Origin of the sequence: Streptomyces sp. GMY02, from assembly GCF_019056675.1 — a bacterium.
Taxonomy (GTDB): Bacteria; Actinomycetota; Actinomycetes; order Streptomycetales; family Streptomycetaceae; genus Streptomyces; species Streptomyces odonnellii.
On the sequence record NZ_CP077658.1, the window covers coordinates 2,111,342 to 2,138,337 of the forward strand.

General features: G+C 71.7%; 24 protein-coding genes. 12 read left to right on the plus strand and 12 right to left on the minus strand.

Features of this window, described 5'->3' with window-relative positions:
- The first annotated feature begins 50 nt into the window (after window positions 1-50).
- Window positions 51-296, plus strand: a complete 246-nt coding sequence (locus KQY30_RS08715; RefSeq protein WP_046499898.1) for a DUF397 domain-containing protein — start codon at window positions 51-53, stop codon at window positions 294-296.
- 109 nt (window positions 297-405) lie between these two features.
- On the opposite strand, the gene KQY30_RS08720 is transcribed toward KQY30_RS08715, so the two are convergent.
- From KQY30_RS08720 to eccB, 4 genes are all read right to left on the minus strand, one after another.
- A complete protein-coding gene (locus tag KQY30_RS08720) occupies window positions 406-702 on the minus strand; it encodes a WXG100 family type VII secretion target (RefSeq protein ID WP_217306349.1) in 297 nt (98 codons plus the stop codon).
- Between the two features lie 91 nt (window positions 703-793).
- Window positions 794-1,132, minus strand: coding sequence for a WXG100 family type VII secretion target (locus KQY30_RS08725; RefSeq protein ID WP_217306350.1), 339 nt, complete (start codon window positions 1,130-1,132; stop codon window positions 794-796).
- Window positions 1,133-1,293: 161 nt separating this feature from the next.
- Window positions 1,294-2,529 carry a type VII secretion-associated serine protease mycosin gene (gene mycP, locus KQY30_RS08730; RefSeq protein WP_217310892.1) on the minus strand — a complete coding sequence of 412 codons (1,236 nt, stop codon included), beginning with the start codon at window positions 2,527-2,529 and terminating at the stop codon, window positions 1,294-1,296.
- 125 nt (window positions 2,530-2,654) lie between these two features.
- Window positions 2,655-4,214, minus strand: coding sequence for a type VII secretion protein EccB (gene eccB, locus KQY30_RS08735; RefSeq protein ID WP_217306351.1), 1,560 nt, complete (start codon window positions 4,212-4,214; stop codon window positions 2,655-2,657).
- Between the two features lie 201 nt (window positions 4,215-4,415).
- Here eccB and eccE point away from each other — a divergent pair, with 201 nt between their 5' ends.
- From eccE to KQY30_RS08775, 8 genes are all read left to right on the plus strand, one after another.
- Window positions 4,416-5,699, plus strand: coding sequence for a type VII secretion protein EccE (gene eccE, locus KQY30_RS08740; RefSeq protein WP_217306352.1), 1,284 nt, complete (start codon window positions 4,416-4,418; stop codon window positions 5,697-5,699).
- Complete coding sequence (locus KQY30_RS08745; RefSeq protein ID WP_217306353.1) at window positions 5,699-6,457, plus strand: hypothetical protein; 759 nt, start codon at window positions 5,699-5,701, stop codon at window positions 6,455-6,457. Before eccE ends, KQY30_RS08745 begins: the two co-directional genes overlap by 1 nt.
- Before the next feature lie 327 nt (window positions 6,458-6,784).
- On the plus strand, window positions 6,785-9,967 hold the full coding sequence (locus KQY30_RS08750) for an SCO5717 family growth-regulating ATPase (protein WP_217306354.1): 3,183 nt from the start codon (window positions 6,785-6,787) through the stop codon (window positions 9,965-9,967).
- A gap of 215 nt (window positions 9,968-10,182) precedes the next feature.
- Window positions 10,183-12,060 carry an ABC transporter substrate-binding protein gene (locus KQY30_RS08755; protein WP_217306355.1) on the plus strand — a complete coding sequence of 626 codons (1,878 nt, stop codon included), beginning with the start codon at window positions 10,183-10,185 and terminating at the stop codon, window positions 12,058-12,060.
- Between the two features lie 3 nt (window positions 12,061-12,063).
- Complete coding sequence (locus tag KQY30_RS08760; protein WP_217306356.1) at window positions 12,064-13,146, plus strand: ABC transporter permease; 1,083 nt, start codon at window positions 12,064-12,066, stop codon at window positions 13,144-13,146.
- Complete coding sequence (locus KQY30_RS08765) at window positions 13,143-14,111, plus strand: ABC transporter permease (protein WP_217306357.1); 969 nt, start codon at window positions 13,143-13,145, stop codon at window positions 14,109-14,111. The genes KQY30_RS08760 and KQY30_RS08765 overlap by 4 nt, the downstream gene beginning before the upstream one ends.
- Window positions 14,112-14,125: 14 nt before the next feature.
- Window positions 14,126-15,142 (plus strand): ABC transporter ATP-binding protein, encoded by a 1,017-nt coding sequence (locus KQY30_RS08770; protein ID WP_254407023.1) that lies wholly within the window; start codon window positions 14,126-14,128, stop codon window positions 15,140-15,142.
- A gap of 97 nt (window positions 15,143-15,239) precedes the next feature.
- A complete protein-coding gene (locus tag KQY30_RS08775) occupies window positions 15,240-16,238 on the plus strand; it encodes an ABC transporter ATP-binding protein (RefSeq protein ID WP_217306359.1) in 999 nt (332 codons plus the stop codon).
- Between the two features lie 19 nt (window positions 16,239-16,257).
- On the opposite strand, the gene KQY30_RS08780 is transcribed toward KQY30_RS08775, so the two are convergent.
- The 8 genes from KQY30_RS08780 to rimP all read right to left on the minus strand — a co-directional run bounded on the left by KQY30_RS08780 (window position 16,258) and on the right by rimP (window position 24,821).
- On the minus strand, window positions 16,258-17,211 hold the full coding sequence (locus KQY30_RS08780; protein ID WP_079023557.1) for a bifunctional riboflavin kinase/FAD synthetase: 954 nt from the start codon (window positions 17,209-17,211) through the stop codon (window positions 16,258-16,260).
- Between the two features lie 339 nt (window positions 17,212-17,550).
- The gene (truB, locus tag KQY30_RS08785; RefSeq protein WP_046504583.1) at window positions 17,551-18,450 is read right to left on the minus strand and encodes a tRNA pseudouridine(55) synthase TruB; all 900 of its coding nucleotides are present in this window, start codon (window positions 18,448-18,450) and stop codon (window positions 17,551-17,553) included.
- Window positions 18,447-18,953, minus strand: a complete 507-nt coding sequence (gene rbfA, locus KQY30_RS08790; RefSeq protein ID WP_217306360.1) for a 30S ribosome-binding factor RbfA — start codon at window positions 18,951-18,953, stop codon at window positions 18,447-18,449. Before rbfA ends, truB begins: the two co-directional genes overlap by 4 nt.
- An 87-nt stretch (window positions 18,954-19,040) precedes the next feature.
- Window positions 19,041-19,334 carry a DUF503 domain-containing protein gene (locus KQY30_RS08795; RefSeq protein WP_046504590.1) on the minus strand — a complete coding sequence of 98 codons (294 nt, stop codon included), beginning with the start codon at window positions 19,332-19,334 and terminating at the stop codon, window positions 19,041-19,043.
- A gap of 144 nt (window positions 19,335-19,478) precedes the next feature.
- Window positions 19,479-22,619 carry a translation initiation factor IF-2 gene (infB, locus tag KQY30_RS08800; RefSeq protein ID WP_217306361.1) on the minus strand — a complete coding sequence of 1,047 codons (3,141 nt, stop codon included), beginning with the start codon at window positions 22,617-22,619 and terminating at the stop codon, window positions 19,479-19,481.
- 149 nt (window positions 22,620-22,768) lie between these two features.
- Complete coding sequence (locus KQY30_RS08805; RefSeq protein WP_217310894.1) at window positions 22,769-23,047, minus strand: YlxR family protein; 279 nt, start codon at window positions 23,045-23,047, stop codon at window positions 22,769-22,771.
- 230 nt (window positions 23,048-23,277) lie between these two features.
- Entirely contained in the window at window positions 23,278-24,321 is a 1,044-nt protein-coding gene (gene nusA, locus KQY30_RS08810) for a transcription termination factor NusA (protein WP_217306362.1), read from the minus strand.
- Between the two features lie 2 nt (window positions 24,322-24,323).
- Window positions 24,324-24,821 (minus strand): ribosome maturation factor RimP, encoded by a 498-nt coding sequence (gene rimP / locus KQY30_RS08815; protein WP_046508530.1) that lies wholly within the window; start codon window positions 24,819-24,821, stop codon window positions 24,324-24,326.
- A gap of 160 nt (window positions 24,822-24,981) precedes the next feature.
- On the opposite strand from rimP, the gene KQY30_RS08820 reads away from it, so the two are divergent.
- The 3 genes from KQY30_RS08820 to KQY30_RS08830 all read left to right on the plus strand — a co-directional run bounded on the left by KQY30_RS08820 (window position 24,982) and on the right by KQY30_RS08830 (window position 26,984).
- A complete protein-coding gene (locus tag KQY30_RS08820) occupies window positions 24,982-25,563 on the plus strand; it encodes a hypothetical protein (RefSeq protein WP_217306363.1) in 582 nt (193 codons plus the stop codon).
- The gene (locus KQY30_RS08825) at window positions 25,560-25,982 is read left to right on the plus strand and encodes a ferritin-like domain-containing protein (protein ID WP_217306364.1); all 423 of its coding nucleotides are present in this window, start codon (window positions 25,560-25,562) and stop codon (window positions 25,980-25,982) included. Before KQY30_RS08820 ends, KQY30_RS08825 begins: the two co-directional genes overlap by 4 nt.
- Window positions 25,983-26,072: 90 nt before the next feature.
- A complete protein-coding gene (locus tag KQY30_RS08830) occupies window positions 26,073-26,984 on the plus strand; it encodes an aminoglycoside phosphotransferase family protein (protein WP_217306365.1) in 912 nt (303 codons plus the stop codon).
- The last annotated feature ends 12 nt before the right edge of the window (window positions 26,985-26,996 follow it).

Consider the following 26,996-nt stretch of genomic DNA (forward strand, 5'->3'; position numbering starts at 1 on the left):
CACTACGCTTGGGCCGTAGCTCGTTCGTAATACCCGGGAGGGATCGCAGGATGGCTGACGCGACGGACAAGGAACGTCAGAAGGAAGAGCTGTACGCGCTCGACATCTCCGGTGTGGAGTGGCTGGGCGCGCCCGGGACGAGTCCGGACGAGGAGCGGGTGGAGATCGCCCACCTGCCGGAGGGGGCGGTCGCGATGCGGTCGTCACTGGATCCGGAGACGGTGCTGCGCTACACGAAGGCGGAGTGGGACGCGTTCGTCCTGGGTGCGCGGGACGGGGAGTTCGACCTCCAGTAGGCGCGTACGAGGAACGGCGAGGGGGTGTCCGCGCGGCGGACACCCCCTCATCTGTGCGACGGCCGGCCTCGTGTACGCGACGGCCGGCCGGCCCGGAGAGACCCCGGGGTCAGCCCATCTGCATCCGGAAGCGGGCCGCGTTGCCGCGGTCGGTGTCCTGGTAGCCGATGACCGACTCGTCGAGGAGCCGGGCGATACGGCCCAGGTCCTGGTTCATCCCGGACATGTCGCGGGCGAGGCGGTCCTGGCTCTCGCGGTAGGCGATCTTGGCCTCGCCGTCCCAGTTCTCGGCGACGGCCCTGACCTTGGCCATCAGGTCTTCGAGTTCCTGGTTGAGCTGGGTGGCGGTCAGCCGGACATCGGCCGCCGCCTGGGTCACGGTGTCGTAATTGACGGCAGTGGTCATGTGAAGCTCCTCAAGACGGAATTCGGCGGAGGGTGTCGGACGGTGGCTCAGGCCGTGTCCGACGATGGCGCAGACCGTGTCTGACGGCGGCTCAGGCCATTCCGAGAATGGAGCTCTGGCCCTGCGTAGAGTCGTCCATCCGCCGGAAGGAGGCGATGCGGTCCTCTTCCTGCTGGGTGAATCCGTCGGCGCTCATCCGCATGATCTCTTCGAGCTTGACCAGCTCGACCCGCATGTTCCGCAGGCGCTGGTTCAGATCGTTCTGAACCCGGTCGTACTCCTTGCTCGCCGCACCCTGCCAGCCCGCCTGGATACGGTCCACCACGCCGTTGAGTGAGGTGATACGGCTCTGCAGCTCGTCGTGGAAACCCTGGATCTTGTTGGCGAGATCAATTTGATCTCCACTGGTTACATTCAGATCCTTCGACATCTGGCCCCTTCTTCCTGTCTTACCGCGATGCGCCCCCAAGTCGGGCGCGATGGACGGGAAGCATCTCGATGCCGCCCCCGTGTGGGATCCGCGACCGGCAACTGCCCGCAGGATCCCGCCAATTACTCTAGCTACTCGGTACGACAGTTCCAACTGCAAAGTCAGTCGTGGGCACTTGACTCGCGCAGGGCACGGCGGGCCGCCTTGGCGCGGCTGTCACGGACGACCGTGGCCGTACCGGCGACCACCGCGACCAGCACCGCCGCTATGCCGAGGGTGTAGGTCGCATAGCGCTCGGTGCGCTCCTCGGGGGTCTCCGACATCGCCAGATACGCGGGTTCGGGCACGGGGGGCTTGGGCGGGCCGGGGTCGGGGCTCGGGGACTCGGGCGCGCGGTCGACCTCGGCAAGGGCGCGGACCGGGTCGACCACTCCCCAGCCGACGAAGGGGTCATGGCCGTTGATGCTGCGCTCGGCGGTCTGCTCTATCTGCGCGATGACCTGGGGCGCGGTCCAGTCGGGGTGCTTGGCGCGCAGCAGGGCGGCGACTCCGGCGACATAGGGGGCCGAGAAGCTGGTGCCGTTGTCGACGCACTGGCCGTTGCCCGGGACGGTCGAGACCATGTCCACGCCCGGGGCCGCCACGCCCACGAACTCGCCAGCCTGGGAGAAGGGGGCGCGTTCGTTGTTGCGGTCGGAGGAGGCGACCGCGAGCACTCCCTTGAAGGCGGCGGGATAGGTGTTCTTCTGCTTCCCGTCGAGGCCGTCGTTGCCCGCGGAGGCGACGACGACGATGTCCTGTGCGACGGCGTCCGCGATGGCCCTGCCGAGGTCGGACGCGGGGGTCAGGGGCTTGGTGGTGTCCTGGGAGATGTTGATGACATCGGCGTCCTCGCTCATGGCGTGGCGGATCGCTGATGCCATGGTGAGCTCGCTGCCGCTGTTCTGCTCGTCGTTCTGGCGGATCGGGATGATCGTGGCCTCGGGTGCGAGTCCGACGAAGCCGGTGCCTGGGCGGGGGCGCGCTGCGATGATCCCGGCGACCTTGGTGCCATGGCCGACGCGGTCGTCCGTGCCGTCGGGCGGCGAGCCCTTCTCCATCTTCTTGGCCAGGAACTCCCGGCCCGCCGAGGTGTCGACGGCTTCCTTGAGCTGGGGGTTGGCGTTGTCGACACCGGTGTCGATGACGGCCACCCGTACGTCCTTGCCGCGGGTGTCCTCCCACAGTTCGTCGAGTATCACCCGCTGGAGGGCCCAGGGGGTGCCCGCGATCTGCTGCTTCATGGGGAAGGTGCACTCGCCGCTGCCGTCGAGCCGGGGGGCGGCGGGGCCGGGGGCGCCGGGTGGATCGGCGGCGTACGCGACGGGGGGCAGCGCGGCGAGGCCGGTGAGGGCCATCGCGGCGGTCAGCAGGGCGGCCTTCCTGCCTGCGTACGGGAGCGGTCGGTGCGGGAGAGGTCGGTGCAGGGTCGGTGGGTACGGGATCGCTCGGTACGGGGTCGGTCGCATCGGTCGTGCTCCCCTCACGAGCCCTGCGGCTGGCGCGCGCTGTTGGTGTCGAGCCGGGGGCCCTTGGAGAGGAACTCCGACCAGGCGATGGGGACGAGGCTCGGGGTGACCTTCTCGTAGCCGAGCCTGATCTGTGCCTGGCTGGGCTCCGGCCTGCCGTCCTGCTGCTTCTCCTGGCCGCCGGTGCCGATGTCGGAGCGGTCCGCGTCGCTGTCGCCGTTCGCCTGGACGGCGTACCGCAGCCCGGTGTCGGTCACCAGGAAGAGCGACCCGTCGGGGCTGGTCTGCCGGCCCTGGACCTGGGTGTAGAGGAGACCGCTGCCGGGGGTGACATATGTGCTGGTGCCGCCGGCGGTGATGTCGGCGGGGTACGAGGGGCCGGCCCAGGTGGAGAGGGCCGTACCGCCCTTGTCGTCGACCTTGCGCAGGACGCTGCACACGGTGTCGCGGGCGCCCGCGCCGTCGACGGAGTTGACCTGGCTGGCCCTGCTCTCGGGCCAGCGGTACTCGGAGGCGAAGTACTCGGACTCCGGGGTGATGGACGCCGCGTCCACGGTGGCCGCCTCGCCCGCCATGTCCAGCACGTCGGTCTGCGGGGAGTTGATCAGCAGCCAGGCGGTGAATTCGGTCACCGGCACGATCTCCCCGGGCAGAACGACATAGTGCTGCGGGCCCGCCCCGGTCTGTGCGAGGAGGACCATGCCGACGCGGTCCTGGCCCTCGGTGAGCCCGCCACCGACGCCCGCGTCGTCGCCGATGGTCTCCGGGTCCGGGATGGCGGGGAACGTGATGGAGCTGCCGTTGTGCAGGGTGGCGAGCCAGTCGTCGGTGACGGGCTGCGGCGCGCGGTCGCCGACGAGCGCACGGGTGAGGTTGTCGCCGGCTGTGTCCGACTCGCGGATCTGGTACTTGCGTCCCGCCGCGTCGACCAGGTACCGCGCCCGGTCCTTCTGCCCCTGCACGTACAGCACCTGCCCGCCGGTCAGCCTGCGGCTGCCCTCGGTCCTGGAGAAGTCGCGGTCGGCCAGGATGAACGCGGCCTTCTGGACGCTGGCGCCGTCACCGCCGCCCGGCTGCTCGCAGACCGCCCACCGTTTGGGCTTCGCGGCCTCGGTGTCGGAGGGCAGCCGGTCAGGGGCGTACGGGATGCCGAGCACCGGTCCGCGCGGCGGCTTGCCCGCGTCCAGGATCTTGTCGGGGACCTGTATGACCTTGCCCTGCTGGGGGTTGAGCAGCAGCCGCGCCGAGGCGAGATTGAGCACCGGGTGCAGCAGGGTCTCGTTCTTCTTGCCCGCGCCGGGTGTCTTCAGCACCACATAGCGGGTGGTGGAGTCCTTGCCCACGATCACATTGGCGTACGGCTCCGCCCAGTTCTTGGGCGCGGACGGTTTGAACATGCCCCAGGCGCCGAAACCGGCCAGCACGAGCGCGCCGACGATCAGGCTCGGAACCACCGCGCGCAGCGGTCTGGGGGCTCCCTCCTCCGAACCGGTGGGCGAAGGTTGGAGAAATGCGGCCACCGTGCGCTTCTTCGCGAAGGTGTACGCGTTCAGCTCGTCCCGCCGTGATGCCATGAGTCCCCATCGGTGAAAAAAGGCGCGGCCTCCCCCAGGGGCGGAGCGAGTCGGCGTGTCCCCCGGGCCCTGCCTGACTGTCGGACCGTCCCCCTACTATGCCGTGTAGGCCGGAGGTGTGCGGGGCCCGGGTAGGGTGATCCGGCCGTCAACGCCCTGGCCGGCCAGGGTGATCGGGACGAACGGGGGGGTTTCTTCATCATGGTTTCCGCGACGCGGACGCGGCCCGCCCCGGCGGCGCCGTCCCCGGCTGCCTCCGGGGCTCCGGCGGCTCCCGGGCTGAACGCCCGCCCTGGGCATTTCGGCCCGTTCCGAATGCAACAACTCGTGCTGATCGAAATCGCCGCCGCCCTGCTGCTGGTGGCCTCGGTGATCGATGCGCTGATGCTGGTCCCGGCCGGGGTGCTGGCCGCGCTGCTGGTGCTGCTGGCCGTCGTCCGCAGGCACCGGCGCTCGCTGCCCGAGTGGCTGTCGACGCTGGTAGCGCTGCGGGCACGCACGCGCAGGGCCGCGTCGATGGTGCTTCCCGCTGGTACGGAACCGGGTCTGGCGCCGGCCGTCGAGTGCGACCCGGCGCTGCGTACGTATTCGTACAGCGACCGGGACCGCCGCCCGGTCGGCATGATCGGCGACGGTACGTTCCTGACGGCGGTCCTCCAGATCGAGTCGGAGGCGACCGCGCTGCGGCCCGACCGCTCGTCCCGGCCGCTGCCCGTCTCGCTGGTGCGGGATGTGCTCGATGTCGACGGGATCCGGCTGGAGTCGGCGCAGATCGTCCAGCACACCCAGCCCGCGCCCGCGCCGCATCTGCCGGAGCAGTCGGTGGCGGCGCGCAACTACGCGCCGCTCCAGGCTCAGACGGGGTCGCCCGCGGTCCGGATCACCTGGATCGCGCTGAAGCTCGATCCGGAGCTGTGTCCCGAGGCGGTGACCGCGCGCGGCGGCGGTCTGACCGGCGCCCAGAAGTGTGTGGTGCGGGCGGCCGACCAGCTCGCGAGCCGGCTGACCGGCGCGGGATTCCGCGCGACGGTGCTGACCGAGCAGGAGCTGACCACGGCCATCGCCATCTCGTCCTGTGCCAATCCGCTGGCCATCGCCCAGGCGGGCCGTACGGACACGCCCGGACTGCGGACGAAGGAGACGTCGCGCACCTGGCGCTGCGACGACCGCAGGCACACGACCTACTGGGTGGGCCGCTGGCCGCAGTTGGGCAGCGGCGGGGCGCCCATGCCGCAGCTTGTCGCGCTGCTGACCTCGATCCCGGCCCTGGCCACCACGTTCAGCCTCACCCTGGGGCGCGGTGACCGGCAGGGAGTGACGGTCAGCGGGCACATACGGATCACCGGGCGCAGCGACGACGAGCTGGTGACCGCCCGGCACGAACTGGAGCGCGCGGCCCGCGGGGTGAAGACCGGGCTGGTGCGTCTGGACCGCGAGCAGCTTCCCGCGATGCTCGCCACTCTTCCGCTCGGGGGTACTCGCTGATGTCCGTGCCCGCACACACCGCTCCGCCGTCGCCGGCTCCCGGCCGGGGCGGCGCCAGGCCGCGGATCGGCTTCGGGCTGATAGGTCCGCGGCGTGAGCGCCATGCCCTGTCCATGGACCAACTGGAGGCACTGGCGCTGCCGGTGGGCGACGACGGCATGGTGATCGGGGTCGACCCGGCGAACAGGCCGGCCGTGCTCGGTATCAACCGGCCCACGCCGTACGACGTCACGCTGATCGGCGGCCTCTGGACGGCCCAGGTGCTGGTGCTGCGCGCGGCGGCGACCGGTGCGCGGATCGCCGTGGAGACGGGCCGGGCAGCGGCCTGGACGGCGCTGGCGCAGGCGGCGGGCGGGGGCCAGCCGTGCGTCACGCTCCATGATGTGGGCCGGGTGCCGCCGCAGGGTGCCTCGGCGGGCAGTCCGGTGGTGGTCGTACGGGACTGCGGGATGCGTCCGCCGCGCGGCCGGGTGGCGTCCGCGCCCTGGCAGTCGGTGATGACCCTGCTGCCGTATCTCAGCCCGGTCGCGCCGAGGTTGATGGAGAAGTCGGGGCTCGTCGGTGTGCAGCGGGTGTCGCCGGACGAGGCCGCGCAGATCGGCCGGATCATGAATCTGCCGCGTGCCGAGACGGAGGCGCTCTCCACTCTGGCCGACGGGGTGACTCTCTGGTGCACGGCGCGGGACCGGCAGTTCGTGATGACGCAGCCGACGGATGCCGAGACCGGATTGTTGGGGAGCGCGCGCCGGATGGACTGAGAAGCCCCGAACGGCCTCTGTGCGCCCGGCCGGTGGGGATTTCGCCAGGATCTCGTAGGGAGATATACGGATTTGGCCGCTCCCCGGCCTCACGCTCCGCCCCTGGCTGTTCACTTGGGCGCGGGGCACGACGTACATGGCGGGCGCCGGCGGGCGGTCCCGGCCTGACGTACCCGCGCCGTTGGCGATTAGGGTGGGAGCGGGCGCGGGATGTAGAGAACCTGCGGGCGGGTTGGCCCCCCTGAGGAAGAGCCGGGCGGACCGGACGCACAGATACGGACGCCCCGCCCATCACGGCACAAGGGTGCGACCACACCAGGAGGCAAAGTGAACGGCGATCGGGACGAGATCCGCGGAGGCTGGAACCGGCCTCCTGTGGACGATCAGTCCGACGCGGATCCCGAGATGACGGGTGAGTTCACCATCGACTACACCCCTCCCGCCTGGTACACGCAGAACACGCCGGGGGACTCGTCCGGGGGTGGCGCGTCGGGTGCTTCCGCGTTCACGAACTCTCCGCCGCCGCCGGACGGTGCGCCGGTCGCGGTGCCGGGGCTGCCCGCGGGGGCCGGCTTCGAGCCGAACTGGGCGCCCGCGTCGCCGCCCGCCCCGGCACCCGCGCCGATCGCGCCGGTGCCCGTGCAGCCTTCCCCCGTGCCGCCCGCGGCCCCGGAGCCGTTCGGCGGGGGCGATGTGGAGAGCGGGGCGACCATGCGGTTCTCCCCCGCGGCGCTCAAGCGTGAGATAGAGGAGCGCGACGCGGCACGGAACGGCGAACCGCCGCAGTCCACCGGCAGCGCTGCCGACGCGGACCCGAAGGGCGCCGAGGCGGAGGCCGCCAGCGCTCCCGCGACAGCGCTGGCCCCCGAGGGATCCGAGCCCGCCACGGATACGGGCGGCACGGATCCGAACGCGCCTGCGACGGATCCGCACGAGGACGACGGCGGTACGGCACCGGAAGCCGCGAGCGCCCCGGATGAGACGGGCGGCACGGCCGGCCCTGAGAGCGCCGACACCACCAACACCAGTGACAGCACCGACGGCGCTCAAAACGCCGACGACGCCGCTGACGCCGACCGGGATGCCAAGGATGTCCCGGACGCGGTGACGGCGGCGGACGAGGACGAACGCGAGACCCCCGAGGCCGACGCCTCAGACGCCGATGCCGACAGCGCCGGGGCGGACACCGCCGGCACCTCCGGCACCGCTGATACCGCTGCCGCCGAACCCGCCGACTCGGTGCCCGCCGACGCCGTCCCGGATGCCGCGCCGCAGGACGCCGTACCGGCCGATGAACCCCAGGACGCGCCCCCGGCTTCCGGATCGGCACAGCCCTGGGCCCTTCAGCCGCCCGTGCCCCCGGCCTCCGGGCTGCCGCCGCTGCCGCCCGCCTTCCAGCCGGCCACTCCCGCACCCGCGCCGCAGTGGCCCGTACCGGCACCGGCCGCGGACCGGTCGGCGCCGCCCCAGCTCCCGGTCCCGGTCCAGCAGCAACAGCAGCCGGACGCCTGGACCCCGCAGCCTCCCCAGCCCCAGGCCCAGCAGGCGCAGGCCCAGCAGCCGCAGAGCGGTTACGGCTTCCCCCAGCAGGGGCAGACCGGGCAGCCCGGAGCCGTGGCGCCGACGCCGCAGCCCGCGCTGCCGCCCGCGCCGGGCCCCGACTCCCCTGTCCCGCCCGCCGGTTACGGCTTCCCGCACCAGCAGGGGCAGCAGCCGGGACCGTACGCACAGCAGCAGCCGCCCGCTCAGGCCGGGGGGTACGGCTTCCCGCCGCAGCAGGGCGGTTACGGCTTCCCCCAGCCGCACCAGGACCAGTCCGGGCAGCCGGGAGCCCAGCCACAGCAGGGCCCGCAGCAGTCCCATCTCCCGGTGCCCGCCACACCGAATCTCCCAGCACAGCAGGCCCCCCAGCCGCCGTACCCGCAACAGCAGCAGTACCCCCAGGCGGCACAGCACCCGCAGCAGCAGCCCGGTGCCCAGGCACCCGTCGCGGACCCCCGCGCCGGTGCCGCCTGGCCCTCGCCCGTCGCGCACGACCACCGCGAGCGCTCCGTCCCGGGTGCCCCGCTCGGCTATACGGCCGCCGTCGAGCTGTCCTCCGACCGGCTGCTCCGCAACAACAAGCAGAAGCCGAAGAGCAGCCGCAATCCGTCCGGGGGTTCGCGCTTCCGGCTCGGCGGAAAGGCCGCGGAGAACGAGTACCGCCGCAAGCTGGAGCTGATCCGTACGCCGGTGCTGTCCTGCTACCGGATCGCGGTCATCAGTCTCAAGGGCGGTGTCGGCAAGACCACCACCACCACCGCGCTGGGAGCCACCCTGGCCACCGAGCGGCAGGACAAGATCCTGGCGATCGACGCCAACCCGGACGCCGGTACGCTCGGACGCCGCGTCCGGCGCGAGACCGGGGCGACCATCCGCGATCTGGTGCAGGCGATCCCGTATCTGCACAGCTATATGGACATCCGCCGGTTCACCTCGCAGGCGCCCTCCGGTCTGGAGATCATCGCCAACGATGTGGACCCGGCCGTCTCGACCTCGTTCAACGACGAGGACTACCGGCGCGCGATCGAGGTCCTCGGCAAGCAGTACCCGATCATCCTCACCGACTCGGGCACAGGTCTGCTCTACAGCGCGATGCGCGGTGTGCTCGACCTCGCCGACCAGCTCATCATCATCTCGACCCCGTCCGTGGACGGCGCGAGCAGTGCGTCGACGACGCTCGACTGGCTGTCGGCGCACGGGTACGCGGAGCTGGTGCAGCGCTCCCTCACGGTCATCTCCGGAGTCCGCGAGACCGGCAAGATGATCAAGGTGGACGACATCGTGCAGCACTTCGAGACCCGCTGCCGCGGGGTGATCGTGGTGCCGTTCGACGAGCACCTCGCGGCCGGTGCCGAGGTGGACCTCGACATGATGCGCCCCAAGACGCGCGAGGCGTACTTCCAGCTCTCGGCGATGGTCGCCGAGGACTTCGTACGGGCCCAGCAGGCGCAGGGGCTGTGGACGGCGGACGGCAATCCGCCGCCGCATGTCGTACCGCCGATGCCGGGACCGGGACAGCCGGCGCACGGTCAGCCGCCCTACACCCAGCCCCCGTACGGACAGCCCGCGCACGGGCAGCCGGTCCACGGACAGCCGCACCAGCCCCACGGCGGGCCGTACCCGCCCCAGCCCTACCCGCAGCACTACCCCCAGCCGGGACAGCAGCAGCCCCAGCCCGGCCACCCGCAGCAGCAGCCTCCGCAGTACGGGTATCCCCAGCAGCAGCCGGGACCGTACCCCCAGCCCGGGGTGCAGCAGGGCTGGCAGCAGTCGCCGCCCTCCCAGGCCCAGTCCCCCGCGAGCCCGGCGGGGCTCCCGCCCGGGCAGCAGGCGCAGCAGGCCCAGCCCGGACCGTACGGTCAGCAGCCCCAGCCGCCCCAGGACGGTACCGACCTCCAGGGTCCGGTACCGCCCGGCGGATGGCCCGGGCAGCAGCCCCCGCAGCCACCGCCAGCGCCTCAGCAGTAGGGCATCAGAGGTTGAGACCAATGAGGGTCCGCACCGTGGTCACGGTGCGGACCCTCGGCGCATTCCCGCAGCCCACACGGGGTATGGGCGCCCGTTGACGCGCCCTGACGCACGCTGATAAACCTCCCTTCACCGATTGGCGAACCAGAGTCAACCCGAGCCGTCCGAGTCAACCCGGCTTCTCCGCGCGAGTGATGACACGAGGTCACCGTCCCATGGTCCATAGCGTTCCGCCGCGGACACCGCGGCCGCAGCCCGTCCGCCGACGCCCCCGTCTCCGACTGCTCCTGGCTTCCGGTGCCGCCTCCGCCGCGCTTGCCGCCGGAACCGTGCTCCCCGTACAACCGCTGCTCCCGGCGCCCCAGCAGGCTCAGGCGGCGGACGACGGCAAGAAGGTCCTCACCGTCGCGGTCAGCCAGAGTGTCGACTCGCTCAGCCCGTTCCTGGCGCAGCGCCTGGTCAGCACCAGCCTCCACCGGCTGACCTACGAGTATCTGACCAACTACGACCCCAAGGACGCGCACACGGTCCCCGGCTTCGCCACCGCGTGGAAGGCCTCCGCGTCCAAGCTGACCTGGACCTTCACGATCCGGGACGACTCGAAGTGGTCCGACGGCGTGCGGGCGACCGCCGAGGACGCCGCCTGGACCTTCAACAAGATGATGACGGACGAGAACGCGGCCACCGCCAACGGCAGTTTCACGGCCAACTTCAAGAAGGTCACCGCGCCCGACCCGGAGACCCTGGTCATCGAGCTGAAGAAGCCCCAGGCCACCATGACGGCCCTCGATGTGCCGATCGTGCCCAAACACATCTGGGAGAAGGTCGGCGACTTCTCGACATTCAACAACGACAAGCAGTTCCCGATCGTCGGCAACGGTCCGTTCATCGTGACGGACTACAAGGTCGACCAGTACGTCAGGCTCAAGCCGAACAAGGACTTCTGGCGCGGCGCCCCGAAGTTCGACGAGCTGGTCCTCAAGTACTACAAGGACGGGGACGCGGCCGTCGCCGCGCTCCAGAAGGGCGAGGTCTCCTTCACCTCCGGTCTCACCCCGGCCCAGGCCGCCGCGCTGAAGTCGGCGGACAACATCAAGGTCAATGACGCGCCCGGCCGCCGGTTCTACGCGCTCGCCACCAACCCCGGCGCCCGGTCGAAGGACGGCGCCACGTTCGGCAACGGCCATCCGGCGCTGCTGGATCCGGCCGTACGGAAGGCCCTCTTCCAGGCCGTCGACCGCAAGGCCATCGTCGACAGGGTCTTCCAGGGCCATGCCGTCGAGGGCCAGGGCTATATCCCGCCACGCTTCGACGCGTACTTCTGGCAGCCCTCGGAGAGCCAGCGGATCGCGTACGACCCGGCCGCGGCGGCCCGTACGCTCGACGCGGCCGGCTACAGGAAGACCGGCGGCGGCAAGCGCGTGGGGAAGGACGGCAGGCCGCTGGACTTCCGTATCCTCTGCCACGCCACCGACCCGAACGACAAGGCCATCGGCAAGTACCTCCAGGAGTGGTGGGGCCGGCTCGGCATCGGGCTGAAGGTCGAGTGCCTCGACAATGTCTCGGACCCCTGGCTCTCGGGCGACTACGATCTGGCCTTCGACGGCTGGTCGGTCAATCCCGATCCGGACTTCGTCCTCTCCATCCATACGTGCGACGCGCTCCCCGCCACCCCCGAGGACACCGGCGCCACCGACAACTTCATCTGCGACAAGGAGTACGACGGCCTCTACGCCCAGCAGGCCGTGGAGTACGACACGGCGAAACGCACGGAGCTGGTCAAGCAGATGGAGTCGAGGCTGTACGACACCGGGTACATGAACGTCATGGCGTATCCGAACGCGGTCGAGGCGTACCGTACCGACCAGATCAAGTCGATCACGACGATGCCGGAGGCCGCCGGCAATCTCTGGGGCCAGGACGGCTACTGGAGCTGGTGGTCCGCGGTCCCGGCCGGTGACGGCGACGGGTCCGGCGGCTCCTCCTCCTCGACCGGTGTGGTGATCGGGATCGGAGCCGCGGTGGTGGCCGCCGCCGCGCTCGGGCTCTTCGTCGCGATGCGGCGCCGTTCCACCGCGGAAGACCGTGAATAACGCATGAGCACCGCAAGCACCCCAGGGGTGGTGCGGGACGCGGCCGGCGGCCCGGTGAAGACCGGGCCGTCCGGCTCCGCGGACCGCGCGGGCCCCGGTCCCGGTACCAGAACCGCGTATCCGCTGTATGTGGCGGGCAGGCTCGGCGGCGCGGTCGTCTCGCTGCTCGCCGTCCTGGTCACCAGCTTCTTCCTGTTCCGGATCATCCCGGGCGACCCGGTCAGCACCATGACCCGTGGCGCACCCACCTCCGCGGCCCAACTGGCCGCTTTGCGCAAGCAGTTCGGGCTTGATCTGCCGCTGTGGCAGCAGTTCACCGACTACTGCGCCAAGGCGCTCACCGGTGATCTGGGCACCTCGTACCAGTTCCACGCCCCGGTCGGCGAGCTGATCATGACGAAACTGCCCGCGACCCTGCTGCTCACCGGGGTCGCCGTGGTGATCTACTCGGCGCTCGGCCTCTGGCTCGGCACGCGCTCCGCCTGGCGCAACGGCGGTCTCGGCGACCGGCTCAACACGGGTGTGGCGCTGACGCTCTGGTCGGTGCCGTCCTTCTGGCTCGGTCTGCTGCTGATCATCGTCTTCTCGGTCGGCATCGGTCCCGTCCCGGGGCTGTTCCCCACCGGCGGTATGGAGTCGGGCGACACGACGGGATTCGCACGGATCCTCGATGTGGCACACCATCTCGTGCTGCCGGTGGTGACGCTGGTCGCGGTGGGGTACGCGCAGACGCTGCTGGTGATGCGCTCCTCGCTGCTGGACGAGATGGGCAGCGACTATCTGACGACGGCGCGGGCGAAGGGGCTGCGGGACGCGTCCGTACGGCGGCGGCACGCCGTGCCCAACGCGCTGCTGCCGACCGTCACCATGGTGTTCATCAATCTGGGCCATGTGGCGGGCGGTTCGATCCTGGTGGAGACGGTGTTCTCCTGGCCGGGGCTCGGCGGGCTGTTCTACCAGGGGCTGAGCGTGCCCGATCTGCCGCTCGTGCAGGGGCTGTTCCTGGTCTTCGCCGGCGCGATGATCGTGATGAACCTGCTCGCCGACCTGCTCTATCCGCTGCTCGATCCCCGGGTGGGCCGATGACCTCCGCAGACCCTTCAGCTCCGCCACCGTCGCCGTTGCCGGACGGACCGGTCCCGTCGCCCAAGTCCGCGGTGCCTTCGGCGGCTTCGATCGCACGGGCCCGCAGGCGCGCGTCGTTGATCCGGTTCTGGCGGCAGTACCGTACGCACCGCGCCGGGCTCTTCGGACTCGCCGGGCTGGCGCTCGTCGCGCTGACGGCGCTGGCCGCGCCCCTGCTCGTGGGCGGCGATGTGCAGAGCGTGACGCGGGCGCCGGGCAAGGCGCTTGAAGCGCCGAGCGGCCAGTTCCCGCTCGGTACGGACCAGTTCGGACGGCCGCTGCTGGGACTGCTGATCTGGGGCGCCAGGATCTCCCTGACCGTGGGGCTGCTGGCCGCCGCGTTGTCGGTGGCCATCGGTACGCTCGTCGGAGTCATGGCCGGGCACTTCGGCGGCTGGCCGGCCACGGTGACCATGCGGATCACCGACTGGTTCCTGGTGATGCCCACGCTGGTGCTGGCGATCGTGCTGGCCACGGTCATGTCCCGGTCGGTCTGGACGGTGATCGTGGCGATCGGGGTCACAAGCTGGCCGACGACGGCGCGGCTGGTGCGGGCGCAGACGATCGCGGTCGAGTCACGGCCGTACATCGATCGTGCCCGGGCGCTGGGCGGCGGCCATGGCCACATCATGACGCGCCATGTGCTGCCCAATGTGATGCCGCTGGTGCTGGCGCAGACCACGCTCGGCATTTCCAGCGCGATCCTGACGGAGGCGACGCTCGCCTTCCTCGGGCTCGGCGATCCGACCATCGTCTCCTGGGGCGGGATGCTCCAGGACGCGCGGGAGGCGGGCGCGGTCTCGTCGGGGCACTGGTGGTATCTGGCGCCGCCCGGACTGGCGATCGCGTTCGTCGCCCTGGCGTTCACGCTCTGCGGCCGGGCGATCGAGACCGTACTCAACCCGAAGCTGGGGGTGGCTCGGTGACAGGGGTGGCAAGGGTGCCAACAGCAAGCGGCGCGGGCGGCGCGTCGGGTCTGCTGGAGATCAGGGACCTGAGGGTGACGTACGGTTCGGGGGCCGCGGCCGTGCCCGCCGTACGGGGTGTGGACCTGGCCATCGGGCCGGGGCAGAAGCTCGGGATCGCCGGTGAGTCGGGGTGCGGCAAGTCCACCCTGGCGCTGGCGCTGCTCCGGCTGCTGCCGTCCTCGGCGAAGCTGTCCGGCGAGATCCTGCTCGACGGTGAGGACGTCCTCACCATGAAGTGGGGCCGGCTGCGGGCCGTACGGTGGGCGGGAGCGTCGATCGTCTTCCAGGGCGCGATGCACTCACTGAACGCGGTGCACCGGATCGGGGACCAGATCGCCGAGCCGGTTCTGCTGCACCGGCGTGCCACTCCGGCGGCCGGCCGCGCCCGGGCCGCCGAACTGCTGGAGCAGGTCGGTCTTCCGGCCGCCCGCGCGGACGCCTATCCGCATGAACTCTCCGGCGGCCAGCGCCAGCGCGTGATGATCGCGATGGCGCTGGCCTGCGATCCGCGGCTGATCGTCGCGGACGAGCCGACGACCGCGCTGGATGTGATGATCCAGGCGCAGATTCTGCGGCTGATCGAACGGCTGGTCGCGGAGCAGGACATCGGGCTGCTGATGATCAGCCACGATCTGGCCGTGCTCGCGGACACCTGTGACCGGCTGGCCGTGATGTACGCGGGCCGGATCGTCGAGGAGGGCCCTGCGCGGGCGGTCTATGACGCGGCGGAGCATCCGTACGGCCGGGCGCTCTCCGCGGCCTTCCCCCGGATCGGGGATCCCGCGTCGCGCCGCGCGCCGCGTGGGCTGCCGGGCGATCCGCCGGACCCCGCGGCGCTGCCGTCCGGCTGTACGTTCCATCCGCGCTGCCCGGTCGCGCTGGATCTCTGCGAGCGGGAGGACCAGCCGCTGCGGGAGGCGGGGCCCGGCCGGAGTGCCGCGTGTGTACGCGTGGGCGCGGCGGTGCCGGCCGGGGAGCAGCCGCGGTGAGGCCCGGCTCCCAAGTCCCCACGCCGTAAAGCCTCGTAGCACCCGACAGGTCCCAGAAGCCTCGTAACAACGCCCGGCCACCTTCCAGGAGCCACCCTTGACGACGACCACGCCTCCCGCGGGCCCCCTCCCCCTGCTGTCGGCCGCCGAGCTGAAGGTCACCTTCCCCGGGCGGCGCGGCGCGGCGTCGGCCCGTGCCGTCGACGGTGTCGATCTCGAGATCGGCGCCGGGGAGATCGTCGCCCTGGTCGGCGAGTCCGGCTGCGGCAAGACCACCCTGGCGCGGGCGCTGCTCGGGCTCGTACCGCCCACACGGGGCCGGGTCACCTTCGCCGGAGAACCCCTGTCGTACGGTGCCCGCGCCCTCAAGGCGTACCGCAAGCGCGTACAGCTCGTCCTCCAGGACCCCAGCGGCTCGCTCAATCCACGCCATACGGTGTACGAGGCGGTCGCCGAGGGGCTCCGCATCCACGCCCACGCGGGCGATGAGCGCGCCGCTGTCGCGGAGGCCCTCTCACGGGCCGGGCTGCGCCCTCCCGAGCGGTACTTCGCGCGCTATCCGCACGAGCTGTCCGGGGGCCAGCGGCAGCGGGTGGTCATCGCGGGCGCGCTCGTCCTGGAGCCCGAACTCATCGTCGCCGACGAGCCGGTGGCCTCGCTGGACGCGTCCGTACGGGGCGAGATCCTGGCGCTGCTGCTGTCGCTGCGGGACGAACTCGGCCTGTCGGCACTGGTGGTGACCCACGATCTGGGTCTGGCCTGGAACATCGCGGACCGGGTGGCGGTGATGTATCTCGGGCGGATCGTGGAGACGGGTCCGGTGGAGGAGGTGCTGACGGCGCCCCAGCACCCGTACACCCGGGCGCTGTTGTCCGTACTGCCCGAGTCCGGACAGGAACCGGTCGTCCTCATGGGCGAGCCGCCGGATCCGTCCAGGATCCCGGACGGCTGCCGGTTCCATGCCCGGTGCCAGGTGCTGGCCTCGGGCGAGGCGGCACGGGCGGGCGTCGACGAGCTGTGCCGTACGGACTCGCCGCCGGTGCTGACGGGCGGCGCCACCACCCAGGTCGCCTGCCACTGGGCGACGGCCGGATGAAACGGCAGAGGCGGCGCCCCTACCTCGCGTCGTACTCCTCCGTCAGCACCCGTGAGCGCTTGACGTCGTCGGCGATCGCCTCCAGCAGCGCCTCGATCGACTCGAACTTCCGCTGCCCGCGGACGTACGAGAGGAAGTCGACCGTCACATGGAGGCCGTACAGATCGAGCCCGATCCGGTCGATCGCGTACGCCTCGACCGTCCGCTCCGTCCCCTCGAACTGCGGATTCGTACCGACCGAGATCGCCGCGGGCATGCGCTCGCCGTCCGCCGTGAGCCAGCCCGCGTACACCCCGTCGGCCGGGATCGCGGTGTGCGGCAGGGTCTCCACATTGGCCGTCGGGTAGCCCAGCTCCCGGCCGCGCTGCGCGCCGCGCACCACCACACCCTCGACACGGTGCGGCCTGCCGAGGATCTCGGCGGCGCCCGCGACATCGCCCTCGGCGACCAGCCGGCGGGTGAGGGTGGACGAGAAGGGCTCACCGCCGCCCGCCTCGCCGGTCACCCGCAGATCGATGACCTCGACCTCGTAGTCGTAAGTCGCCCCCAGATCGGCCAGGACACCGACATTGCCGGCCGCCCTGTGGCCGAAGCGGAAGTTCGGACCCTCGATCACCGCGCGCGCGTGCAGCTTGTCGACCAGGACCTTCACGATGAAGTCGCCGGGCGACAGCTTCGAGAACTCCACGGTGAACGGCAGGATCAGCAGCGCGTCCACGCCCAGCTCCGCCATCAGCTCGGCCCGCCGGTGGTGGGGGGCGAGCAGCGGCGGGTGGCTGCCGGGCCGTACGACCTCGCTGGGGTGCGGGTCGAAGGTCACGACGACCGACGGCACCCCCAGCTCCCCGGCCCGCTCCACCGCCCGTTTGATGATGAGCTGGTGTCCGCGGTGGACCCCGTCGTAGGAGCCGATGGTGACGACGCTGCGCCCCCAGTCCTGGGGGATGTCCTCCAAGCCACGCCAGCGCTGCACTGAGACCGCTCCTCGCCCGAACCCATGTACGTCGTTTCCCGTCACGCAATGCTAAGACTGCCATGCCCAGCAGCCGTGACCCGCATCGGCCACCAGGCTCCCGGAAGGCTTTCCGGCGCGAACGCGCCCCCCGAGTGCACCCTGTCCCCCTCCGAGCGCCTGCCCGAAGGGGTGAATCGCGGGCGCGGAATGGACAGATCCCTTTCGGAGGGGGGCCGTGGAGCCGGGCGGGCGCGCCTGCCCGGCTCCACGGTGGGCATTCAGGCGTACGGGCGATACAGGCGGGTCGCAGGCCTCAGGCCGGCCCTCGCCCGCCCCGCCTGCCCCGGGCTTCGGGCCTCAGCCGAAGACCGCGAGGCTCTTCGCCTTGCCGTGCTGTTCCTCGACCAGCGCCAGAAAACGCCCCCCGGGCCCGAACGCGGCGACCGGCGCCGACGCGAACGCCGGCATGTCCAGCCGTACGCCGTTGAGCAGCAGCCCGGCCCGCTTCTCGTCCACGTCCCAGCGCGGGAACGCCGCCGCTGCGGCCTCCGCGACGGGCATGACCGTCAGCTCCTTCTGGAGCTGGTCCAGCGTCCTCGCCGAGTCCAGCGCGTACGGGCCCACCCGGGTCCTGCGCAGCGCGGTGAGATGCCCGCCGACCCCCAGCCCGGCGCCGAGGTCACGGGCCAGGGCGCGGATGTACGTACCGGAGGAGCAGACAACGGAGACGACGAGATCGAGGACCGGGGTGCCGTCCTCGGCGACGGCCTCGCGTACGTCGTACAGCCGGAACGACGAGACGGTCACCGGCCTGGCCGGGATCTCGAACTCCTCGCCGCCCCGCACCCGTGCGTACGACCGCTTGCCGTCGATCTTGATCGCGCTGACCTTGGAGGGCACCTGCATGATCGCGCCGGTCAGGGCCGCGATCCCGCTGTCGATGGCCTCGCGCGCGAGCAGGGACGCGTCGGCGGACGAGGTGATCTCGCCCTCCGCGTCGTCGGTGACGGTGTTCTGCCCCAACCGGATCGTGCCGAGGTACTCCTTCTCGGTCAGCGCGAGATGCCCGAGGAGCTTGGTGGCCCGTTCCACACCGAGGACGAGGACGCCCGTCGCCATCGGATCGAGGGTGCCCGCGTGGCCGACGCGCCGGGTCCTGGCGATGCCGCGCATCTTGGCGACGACGTCGTGCGAAGTGAAGCCCGACGGCTTGTCCACGATGACCAGGCCGTCGGGCGTGCTGTTCTGCTGAGTCATTCCGCGGCGGCACCGTCCGTGCCACGGCCGCCCGCGCCCTCGGTACCCGCTGCGCCCCCTGTGTCAACGGTGCCCTCGTCGTCCGCGTCGGCCTTGCGGTACGGGTCGGCGCCGGCCGCGTAGGTCTTGCCGGTGGACACCTCCCGTACCTCGGCGTCCTTGGCGCGCGCCCGGTCGAGGAGGTCCTCGATGGTACGGGCGTTGTCCGGCAGGGCGTCCGGGACGAACGCCAGCGTCGGGGTGAAGCGGACGCCGGTCTGGCGGCCCACCTCGGAGCGGAGGACGCCCTTGGCGCTCTCCAGGGCCGCCGCGGAGGCCGCGCGCTCCTCGTCGTCGCCGTAGACCGTGTAGAAGACCGTGGCCTCCCGCAGGTCGCCCGTGACGCGGGCGTCCGTGATGGTCACGAACCCCAGTCGCGGGTCCTTGATACGCCGGTCCAGGGTCTCCGCGACCACGACCTGGATGCGATCGGCCAGCTTGCGGGCCCGCGCGTTGTCGGTCACCGGTCCGTCACTCTTCCTTCTGGGTTTTCTTGTCCGCTACTGGTTCTGCTACTGATCGGTCTTCGTCCGGTGGTGCGTGCCGGGCCGTCAGTCCTCGTCGCCGTACAGCCGCCGTCGTACCGACAGCAGCTCCACCTCGGGACGGCCTGCGACCATCCGCTCGCACCGGTCGAGCACCTCCGTGATGTGGCCCCAGTCCCCGGAGACCACCGCCAGTCCGATCTCGGCCCTGCGGTAGAGCTCCTGAGCGCCGGTCTCCGCCGCGCTCACCGTGAACTTCCGCTGGAGATCGGCCACGATCGGCCGGACGACGGAGCGTTTCTCCTTCAACGACCGTACGTCGCCGAGGAGCAGATCGAAGGACAGCGTCCCCACATACATGCACGTCCGGATGTCCCGCCGGTACGGGTTCGGTGTCCTGCCAGCGCTTGGCAGGGGCACAAGAACCGTACACGCAACGGCCGGGGCCGATCGACGGAAATTCGTCCCGTCGACCGGCCCCGACCGGAGCGGTCAGCCCGTGCGTCAGCCGCGCGGCTTCTCGCGCATCTCGTAGGTGGCAATGACGTCGTCGATCTTGATGTCGTTGAAGTTCCCGAGGTTGATACCGCCCTCGAAGCCTTCGCGGATCTCGGTGACGTCGTCCTTGAAGCGGCGCAGACCCTGGATGTTGAGGTCCTCCGCGATGACCTTGCCGTCGCGGATGAGCCGGGCCTTCGTGTTCCGCCTGACCTCGCCGGAGCGGATGAGCACACCCGCGATATTGCCCAGCTTGGACGAGCGGAAGACCTCGCGGATCTCCGCCGTACCCAGCTCGACCTCTTCGTACTCCGGCTTGAGCATGCCCTTGAGGGCGGACTCGATCTCCTCGATCGCCTGGTAGATGACCGAGTAGTACCGGACGTCCACACCCTCGCGCTCGGCCATCTGCGCGGCACGCCCCGCGGCGCGCACGTTGAAGCCGATCACGATGGCGTCGGAGCCCATGGCCAGGTCGATGTCCGACTCGGTGACCGCACCCACACCGCGGTGCAGGACCCGGATGTCCACCTCTTCGCCGACGTCGAGCTGGAGCAGCGAGGACTCCAGGGCCTCGACCGAACCGGACGCGTCGCCCTTGATGATGAGGTTGAGTTCCTGCACCAGACCGGCCTTGAGGGCCTCGTCCAGATTCTCCAGGGAGAACCGGACGCCCCTGCGGGCGAAGGCCGCGTTCCGCTCGCGGGCGGCACGCTTCTCGGCGATCTGCCGGGCCGTACGGTCCTCGTCGACCACCAGGAAGTTGTCACCGGCACCGGGGACATTGGTGAGGCCCAGGACCAGGACGGGCGTCGAGGGGGTCGCCTCGTACACGTTGTTGCCGTTGTCGTCGAGCATGGCCCGCACACGGCCGTACGCGTCACCGGCGACCATCGTGTCACCGACGCGCAGCGTGCCGCGCTGGACGAGCACGGTGGCGACGGCGCCACGGCCGCGGTCGAGGTGGGCCTCGATCGCGATGCCCTGCGCGTCCTGCTCCGGGTTGGCCCGCAGGTCGAGCGAGGCGTCCGCGGTCAGGACCACGGCCTCCAGCAGGCTGTCGATGTGCAGGCCCTGCTTGGCGGAGATGTCGACGAACATGGTGTCGCCGCCGTACTCCTCGGCCACCAGACCGAACTCGGTGAGCTGACCGCGCACCTTGGTCGGGTCGGCGCCCTCGACATCGATCTTGTTGACCGCGACCACGATCGGCACGTCGGCCGCCTTGGCGTGGTTGAGCGCCTCGATCGTCTGCGGCATCACACCGTCGTTGGCCGCGACCACCAGGATCGCGATGTCGGTGGACTTGGCACCACGGGCACGCATGGCGGTGAACGCCTCGTGACCCGGGGTGTCGATGAAGGTGATCCTGCGCTCTTCGCCGTTGACGTCGGTAGCGACCTGGTACGCACCGATGTGCTGGGTGATACCGCCGGCCTCGCCCGCGACGACATTGGTCTTGCGGATCGCGTCCAGCAGCCTGGTCTTACCGTGGTCGACGTGACCCATGACGGTCACGACCGGCGGCCGGGACACGAGGAGTTCCTCGCCGCCCTCGTCCTCGCCGAACTCGATGTCGAAGGACTCGAGCAGCTCGCGGTCCTCCTCCTCCGGGCTGACGATCTCGACGACGTAGTTCATCTCGTCGGCGAGCAGCTGGAGGGTCTCGTCGGAGACGGACTGGGTCGCGGTGACCATCTCGCCGAGGTTCATCATCACGGCGACGAGCGACGCCGGGTTGGCGTTGATCTTCTCCGCGAAGTCGGTGAGGGAGGCACCGCGCGACAGACGGACGGTCTGTCCGTTGCCGCGGGGCAGCATCACACCGCCGACCGACGGGGCCTGCATGGCCTCGTACTCCTGGCGCCTCTGCCGCTTCGACTTGCGGCCACGACGGGCGGGCCCGCCCGGACGGCCGAACGCGCCCTGTGTGCCACCACGGCCACCGGGACCGCCGGGACGGCCGCCGAAGCCGGGACGGCCACCGCCGCCACCACCGCCGAAGCCGCCGCCACCACCGGGACGGCCCGGGGCGCCACCGCCACCGCCGCCACCGGGACGGCCGGCGAAGCCACCGCCGCCACCGCCACCGCCGGGACGGCCCGCGAAGCCGCCGCCACCACCGGGACGACCGCCACCGCCGCCGGGACGGCCCGCGCCGCCGGGGCCACGGCCACCGCCGGGGCCGCCGCCGGGACGGGGACCCGCGGCGGGACGCTGGGGCATCATGCCCGGGTTCGGACGGTTCCCACCGGGGCCGCCGCCGGGGCCGCCCGCCGCGCGGGGGGCCTGCGGACGCGGCATGCCGCCGGGAGTCGGACGTCCGGACTGTCCGCCGGGTCCGCCCTGCGGACGGGGACCGCCCTGGCCGGAGCCCTGCGGGCGCGGACCGCCGGGGGCACCGGGGCCACCGGGACGCGGGGCGCCGCCGGGACGGGGCGCCTGCGGGCGCGCCATACCGGTGGAACCGCCGGAGGTGAAGGGGTTGTTGCCGGGACGCGGTCCGGCCGGACGGGCACCGGGACGCGGGGCCTGGCCGGGGCGCGGACCGCCGGAGCGGCCGCCCTGGCGCTGGTCGCGATCGCCCTGCCGCTGGTCGCGGTCACCCTGGCGCTGGTCGCCGTGGCCGCCCGAGGGGCGGGCGGACGGACGCGGTCCGGGGGTGGCACCGGGCCGGGGACCGGCGGCCGGGGCCGACGGGGGCGCGGTGAATTCCGGGGCCGCCGGGGCGGCGGGCGCCGGCTTGGGCGCGGCCGCGGCGGGCCTGGGGGCGGGAGTCGGACGGGGTCCTGGACTCGGCGCCACGGGGGTGCTCCTGGGTGCCTCGGCGACGGCCGGCTTGGGGGCCGGGACACCGGGCTTGGGGGCGGCGGGGCGCGGCGTGCGCGCCGGCGAACCCGCCGAGGGCGCGGCCGGTGCGGCCGGCCTCGCGGGGGTCGCCTTGCGGGGCGCCCCGGGCTTGGCAGTGGTCTTGCCGGCGTTGCCGCCGGGCCCCTGCAAAGCGTCAGTCAGCTTGCGTACAACCGGCGCCTCGATCGTCGACGACGCCGAACGGACGAATTCACCGAGTTCTTGGAGCTTGGCCATGACGACCTTGCTCTCCACGCCGAACTCCTTGGCGAGTTCGTATACCCGGACCTTAGCCACTTCGCTCCTTTTAGGTCCGGGTTACCGCCGGACCGTCGCTACTTCATGGGCGTACTCATCGCGTACTCATCGAGTGCTCATCGCAATCTCGACCTACTTCCAACTCGCGAGGTACCTGAACCGCACGGGGTTCCGTGCCGTACTTCTTCCTACAGTGCCGCCTGCTCGACATACCGGCGCAGCTCCGCGCAGTCGAGCGGCCCCTGGACCCGGAAGGCCCGCGGGAACGCCCGGCGGCGGACCGCCAGATCGAGACAGTTCAAGGCGGGGTGCACATACGCACCCCGGCCGGGCAGCGTACCGCGTCGATCGGGGACACACTGTGCCCCGGCCACCACGATGCGCAGCAGATCGTCCTTGGCCGCTCGCTCCCGGCACCCCACGCACGTTCGCTCAGGGCAGGCTCGGGCGCTCGTCCGGCCAGACATGTTCAAGTCTACCTCCCCGCACCGACCTCACCCCTTTGGGGCAAGGGTCGAACGCGTGACTGGTCAAAGATCGCGTCGGCTCCCGGAGGGTGCCCGTCGCGGTGCGACAGGATCCCTCCGGAGAGATCATTACCGACAGGTACCGGCCGGGGACAGCGGATTGTCGGCCGCGCTCCCGCCCGTAGCCGCCGGCCGACCGCCGTCGACAGTCCGCCGCACGCCCGGGAGTGTCAGCCGCGGTCCCGGTCGCCGCCGCGGTCGCCGGCCCCGCCGTCCCGGTCGCGGTTGTCGTCCGTCTGCTCGGTGTCCGGGCGGATGTCGATACGCCAGCCGGTGAGCCGGGCGGCCAGCCGGGCGTTCTGCCCTTCCTTGCCGATCGCCAGCGAGAGCTGGTAGTCCGGTACGGTCACCCGCGCGGACCGCGCCGCGAGATCGACCACCTCGACCTTGCTGACCCGGGCGGGCGACAGCGCGTTCGCCACCATCTCGGCCGGGTCGTCCGACCAGTCGACGATGTCGATCTTCTCGCCCAGCAGCTCGGCCATCACATTGCGGACCCGGCCGCCCATCGGGCCGATGCAGGCGCCCTTGGCATTGAGTCCGGACCGGGTCGACCGTACGGCGATCTTGGTACGGTGGCCGGCCTCGCGGGCGATGGCGGCGATCTCGACCGAGCCGTCCGCGATCTCCGGGACCTCCAGCGCGAAGAGCTTCTTCACCAGGTTGGGGTGGGTACGGGAGAGCGTCACCGAGGGGCCGCGCACGCCCTTGGCCACCCGTACCACATAGGTGCGCAGCCGCAGACCGTGCGTGTACTCCTCGCCCGGCACCTGCTCCTGCACCGGAAGGATGGCCTCCAGCTTGTCGTCCAGCTTGACGAGGACGTTCTTGGGGTCCTTGCCCTGCTGGACCAGACCTGCGACGACATCGCCCTCACGGCGGGCGTACTCGCCGAAGGTGACATCGTTCTCGGCGTCCCGCAGCCGCTGCTGGATGACCTGGCGCGCGGTGGTCGCGGCGATCCGGCCGAAGTCCGAGGGAGTGTCGTCGAACTCCTTGGGCTCCTGGCCCTCTTCGAGTTCGGAGGGGTCCTCCTTGGCCCAGACGGTCACATGCCCGTTGTCGCGGCTCAGCACGACGCGGGCGTGCCGGCGGCTGCCCTCCGTACGGTGGTAGGCGATGAGGAGGGCGGATTCGATCGCCTCGACCAGCAGATCGAAGGGGATCTCCTTCTCTTGTGCCAAGCCCTTCAGGAGCTTCACATCGATGTCCACGGCTACGCCTCCTCTTCCTTCTTGTCCTTGCGGCTGAACTCGATCTCCACGCGCGCCCGGTCGATCCCCGCGAACTCGATCCGGCGGGCGGTGGGTCTGCGCCCCTTCACGCCCGGCACTTCGAGGTCGAGTCCCTCGTCGTCGACGGTGAGGATGCGGGCGACCAGCTCGCCGTCCTCGTGCAACTGGAATCTGGCCAGCCGGCCGACGGCACGCTGATAGTGACGGTGTTCGGTCAAGGGGCGCTCCGCGCCCGGCGAGGTCACTTCGAGCTGGTACTCGTCCTCGCCCATCGCGTCCGTCTCGTCGAGCTTCTCGGAGATGGAGCGGCTCAGCTCGGCGCACTCGTCGAGGTCCACGCCCTCGTCGGAATCCACCACGACCCTCAGCACACGACGCCTGCCTGCCCGGGACACCTCGATCTCCTCCAGATCCAGGTCCTTCGCGCTGACGAGCGGTTCCAGCAGTCCGCGCAGCCTTTCGCTCTGGGTGGTGCTCATCCGGGTGACTCCTCGGCCGCGTGTGCTGTTGTGGGATCGTCGTGTGTCAGATCAAAGGGTATCCGGTCCGAAGGGGTGTTGCCGTCCACCCGTTGATGACCCGCGGGTACGCTCGCCTGCGGTGATCATCGCGAAGCCCGAAGACAGGGGAGAGAGACGCGTGGGGCGCACGGGGACGACACGGAGGCATGCGCTGAGGGCCGCGGGCGCCGCGACAGTCACCGCGACGGGTCTGCTGGCGGGCTGCACCCCGGACTCCACGGACGGCGGCCGGGTGGTGTCCAGCGGTACGAAGGCCGCGCGGGCGGAGAGCGCGCTGCGGCTGCGGTCCGCGGACACCAGCCGCAAGTTGCTCGGACGGTACGACGCGGTGCTGACGGCGTTCCCGGACACGAGCGAGGCGCTGGCGCCGCTGCGGGCGGCGGTCGCGCGCCAGGTGGACGCGCTGGCGCCACCGGCGCGCAAGCCCACGAGCCCCGCACCCTCCGCGCGCCCCTCGTCCTCCGCCGCTCCCTCGCCCTCCGCCACCGCGAGGCCGCCGGTGCTCCCGGCCGTCGCGGCAGACGCGGAGCAGGCGCTCAAGGATCTGGCCGCCGCGGAGCGCCGTACCGCCGACGCGCACACCGCCACGCTCATGGACGCGCCCCCGGAACTGGCCCGGCTGCTGGCCTCCCTCGCGGCGGCGAGCGCCGCGCACGCCTATCTGCTGTCGGAGCTGCTGACGAAAGGATCCGCCTCATGAGCAAGCGGGCGCTGGACGCCGCGCGGGCGGCGCTCGCCGCGGAGCACGCGGCGGTGTACGGGTACGGGGTCGTCGGGGGCCGCGTCGACGACGACCGACGGGCCGAGGCCGCCGCGGCGCACACCGCGCACCGGGCGCGGCGCGACGCGCTCGCGCGCACGGTGCGCGATCTGGGCGGGAGAGTGGCGGTGGCCGCGCCGGCGTACGCCCTGCCGTTCGCGGTGCCGGACGCCGCCGCGGCCGTACGCCTCGCCGCCGCTCTGGAGGACCGGGTCGCGGGCGTCTACTCCGATCTCGTACGGGCGGCCGAAGGGCCCCTGCGGCGGGAGGCGGCGGACGCGCTGCGGGAGGCCGCGGTGCGCGCGGTGCGCTGGCGCGGCACGGGCGTAGCCTTTCCTGGGCTCGCCGAGCGCGCGTGAGCCGGTGGGTCCGGCCATGAGTCCGCGGGCCCAGACGACCGGCCACGAGCCGGGAAGGCCCGGAAAGTCCGGAAAGGTAACCACGCACGTATGGGTTTCGAACCGCCGCAGCGTCTGGTCCGTACCCTCGGCGAGCAGTACGGCGAACCGGCTGCGGCCGAGTGGCTGAGCCTGCTCCCCGCCCTCGCCGGGGAGGCGGTCGCCGCGCGCGGGCTCGAGGTCGAGCGGGTCGTCGCGCCGGGCGGCCGGGGCGGACTGGTGGTGCTGGTACGGCGGGCCGACGGCTCCCCCGCGACGCTCAAGATCGTCCCGTCCTTCGCGGCGCCCTCGCTGGAGCGGGCGGCGCTGGCGCACTGGAAGGGCTGGGGCGCGGTGGAACTGCTGGACCCCGCCTCCACCGCCGACACCGCGCTGCTGCTGGAACGCCTTCAGCCGGAGATCTCGCTGCGCTCCCTGCCCGAGGCGAAGGCGCTGCTGGAAGCGGCGGGTACGGTACGGCGGCTCTGGGTCGACCCGCCGGAGGGTCATGCCTTCGAGACGGTGGCCGAGCGGACGGCCCGTGAGTCGGCGGCGCTGCGGGAGTCGGCGGACGAGGGCCTCGGACCGCTGGTCTCGGCGGCGCTGGAGGCACGCGACGAACTCTGCGCGTCGGCGGCCTCGGTGGCGGACACCCGGCTGCTGCACGGCGCGTTCGGGCAGGGCAAGGTGCTGGCCGGCGAGCGGGCGCCCTGGCTCGCGGTCGGTCCTGAGCCGCTGGTCGGTGAGCCCGCCTATGACCTGGCGCGGCTGGCCCGCGACCGGGTCGAGGACCTGGTGGCCGCCTCGTCGGGCCCTTCGTCGGCGCGGCGCCGGGTGAGCAGGCTGGCGGACTCGCTAGACATGGACAGGGGGCGGCTGCGGGGGTGGACGCTGTTCCGGGCGGTGGAATCGGGGGTACGGGCACTGAGGGCCGGCCGCCGTCAGAGCGCGGAACTCCTCCTGGAATTCGCAGGCTGGCTGTAACGGAGCGACCGG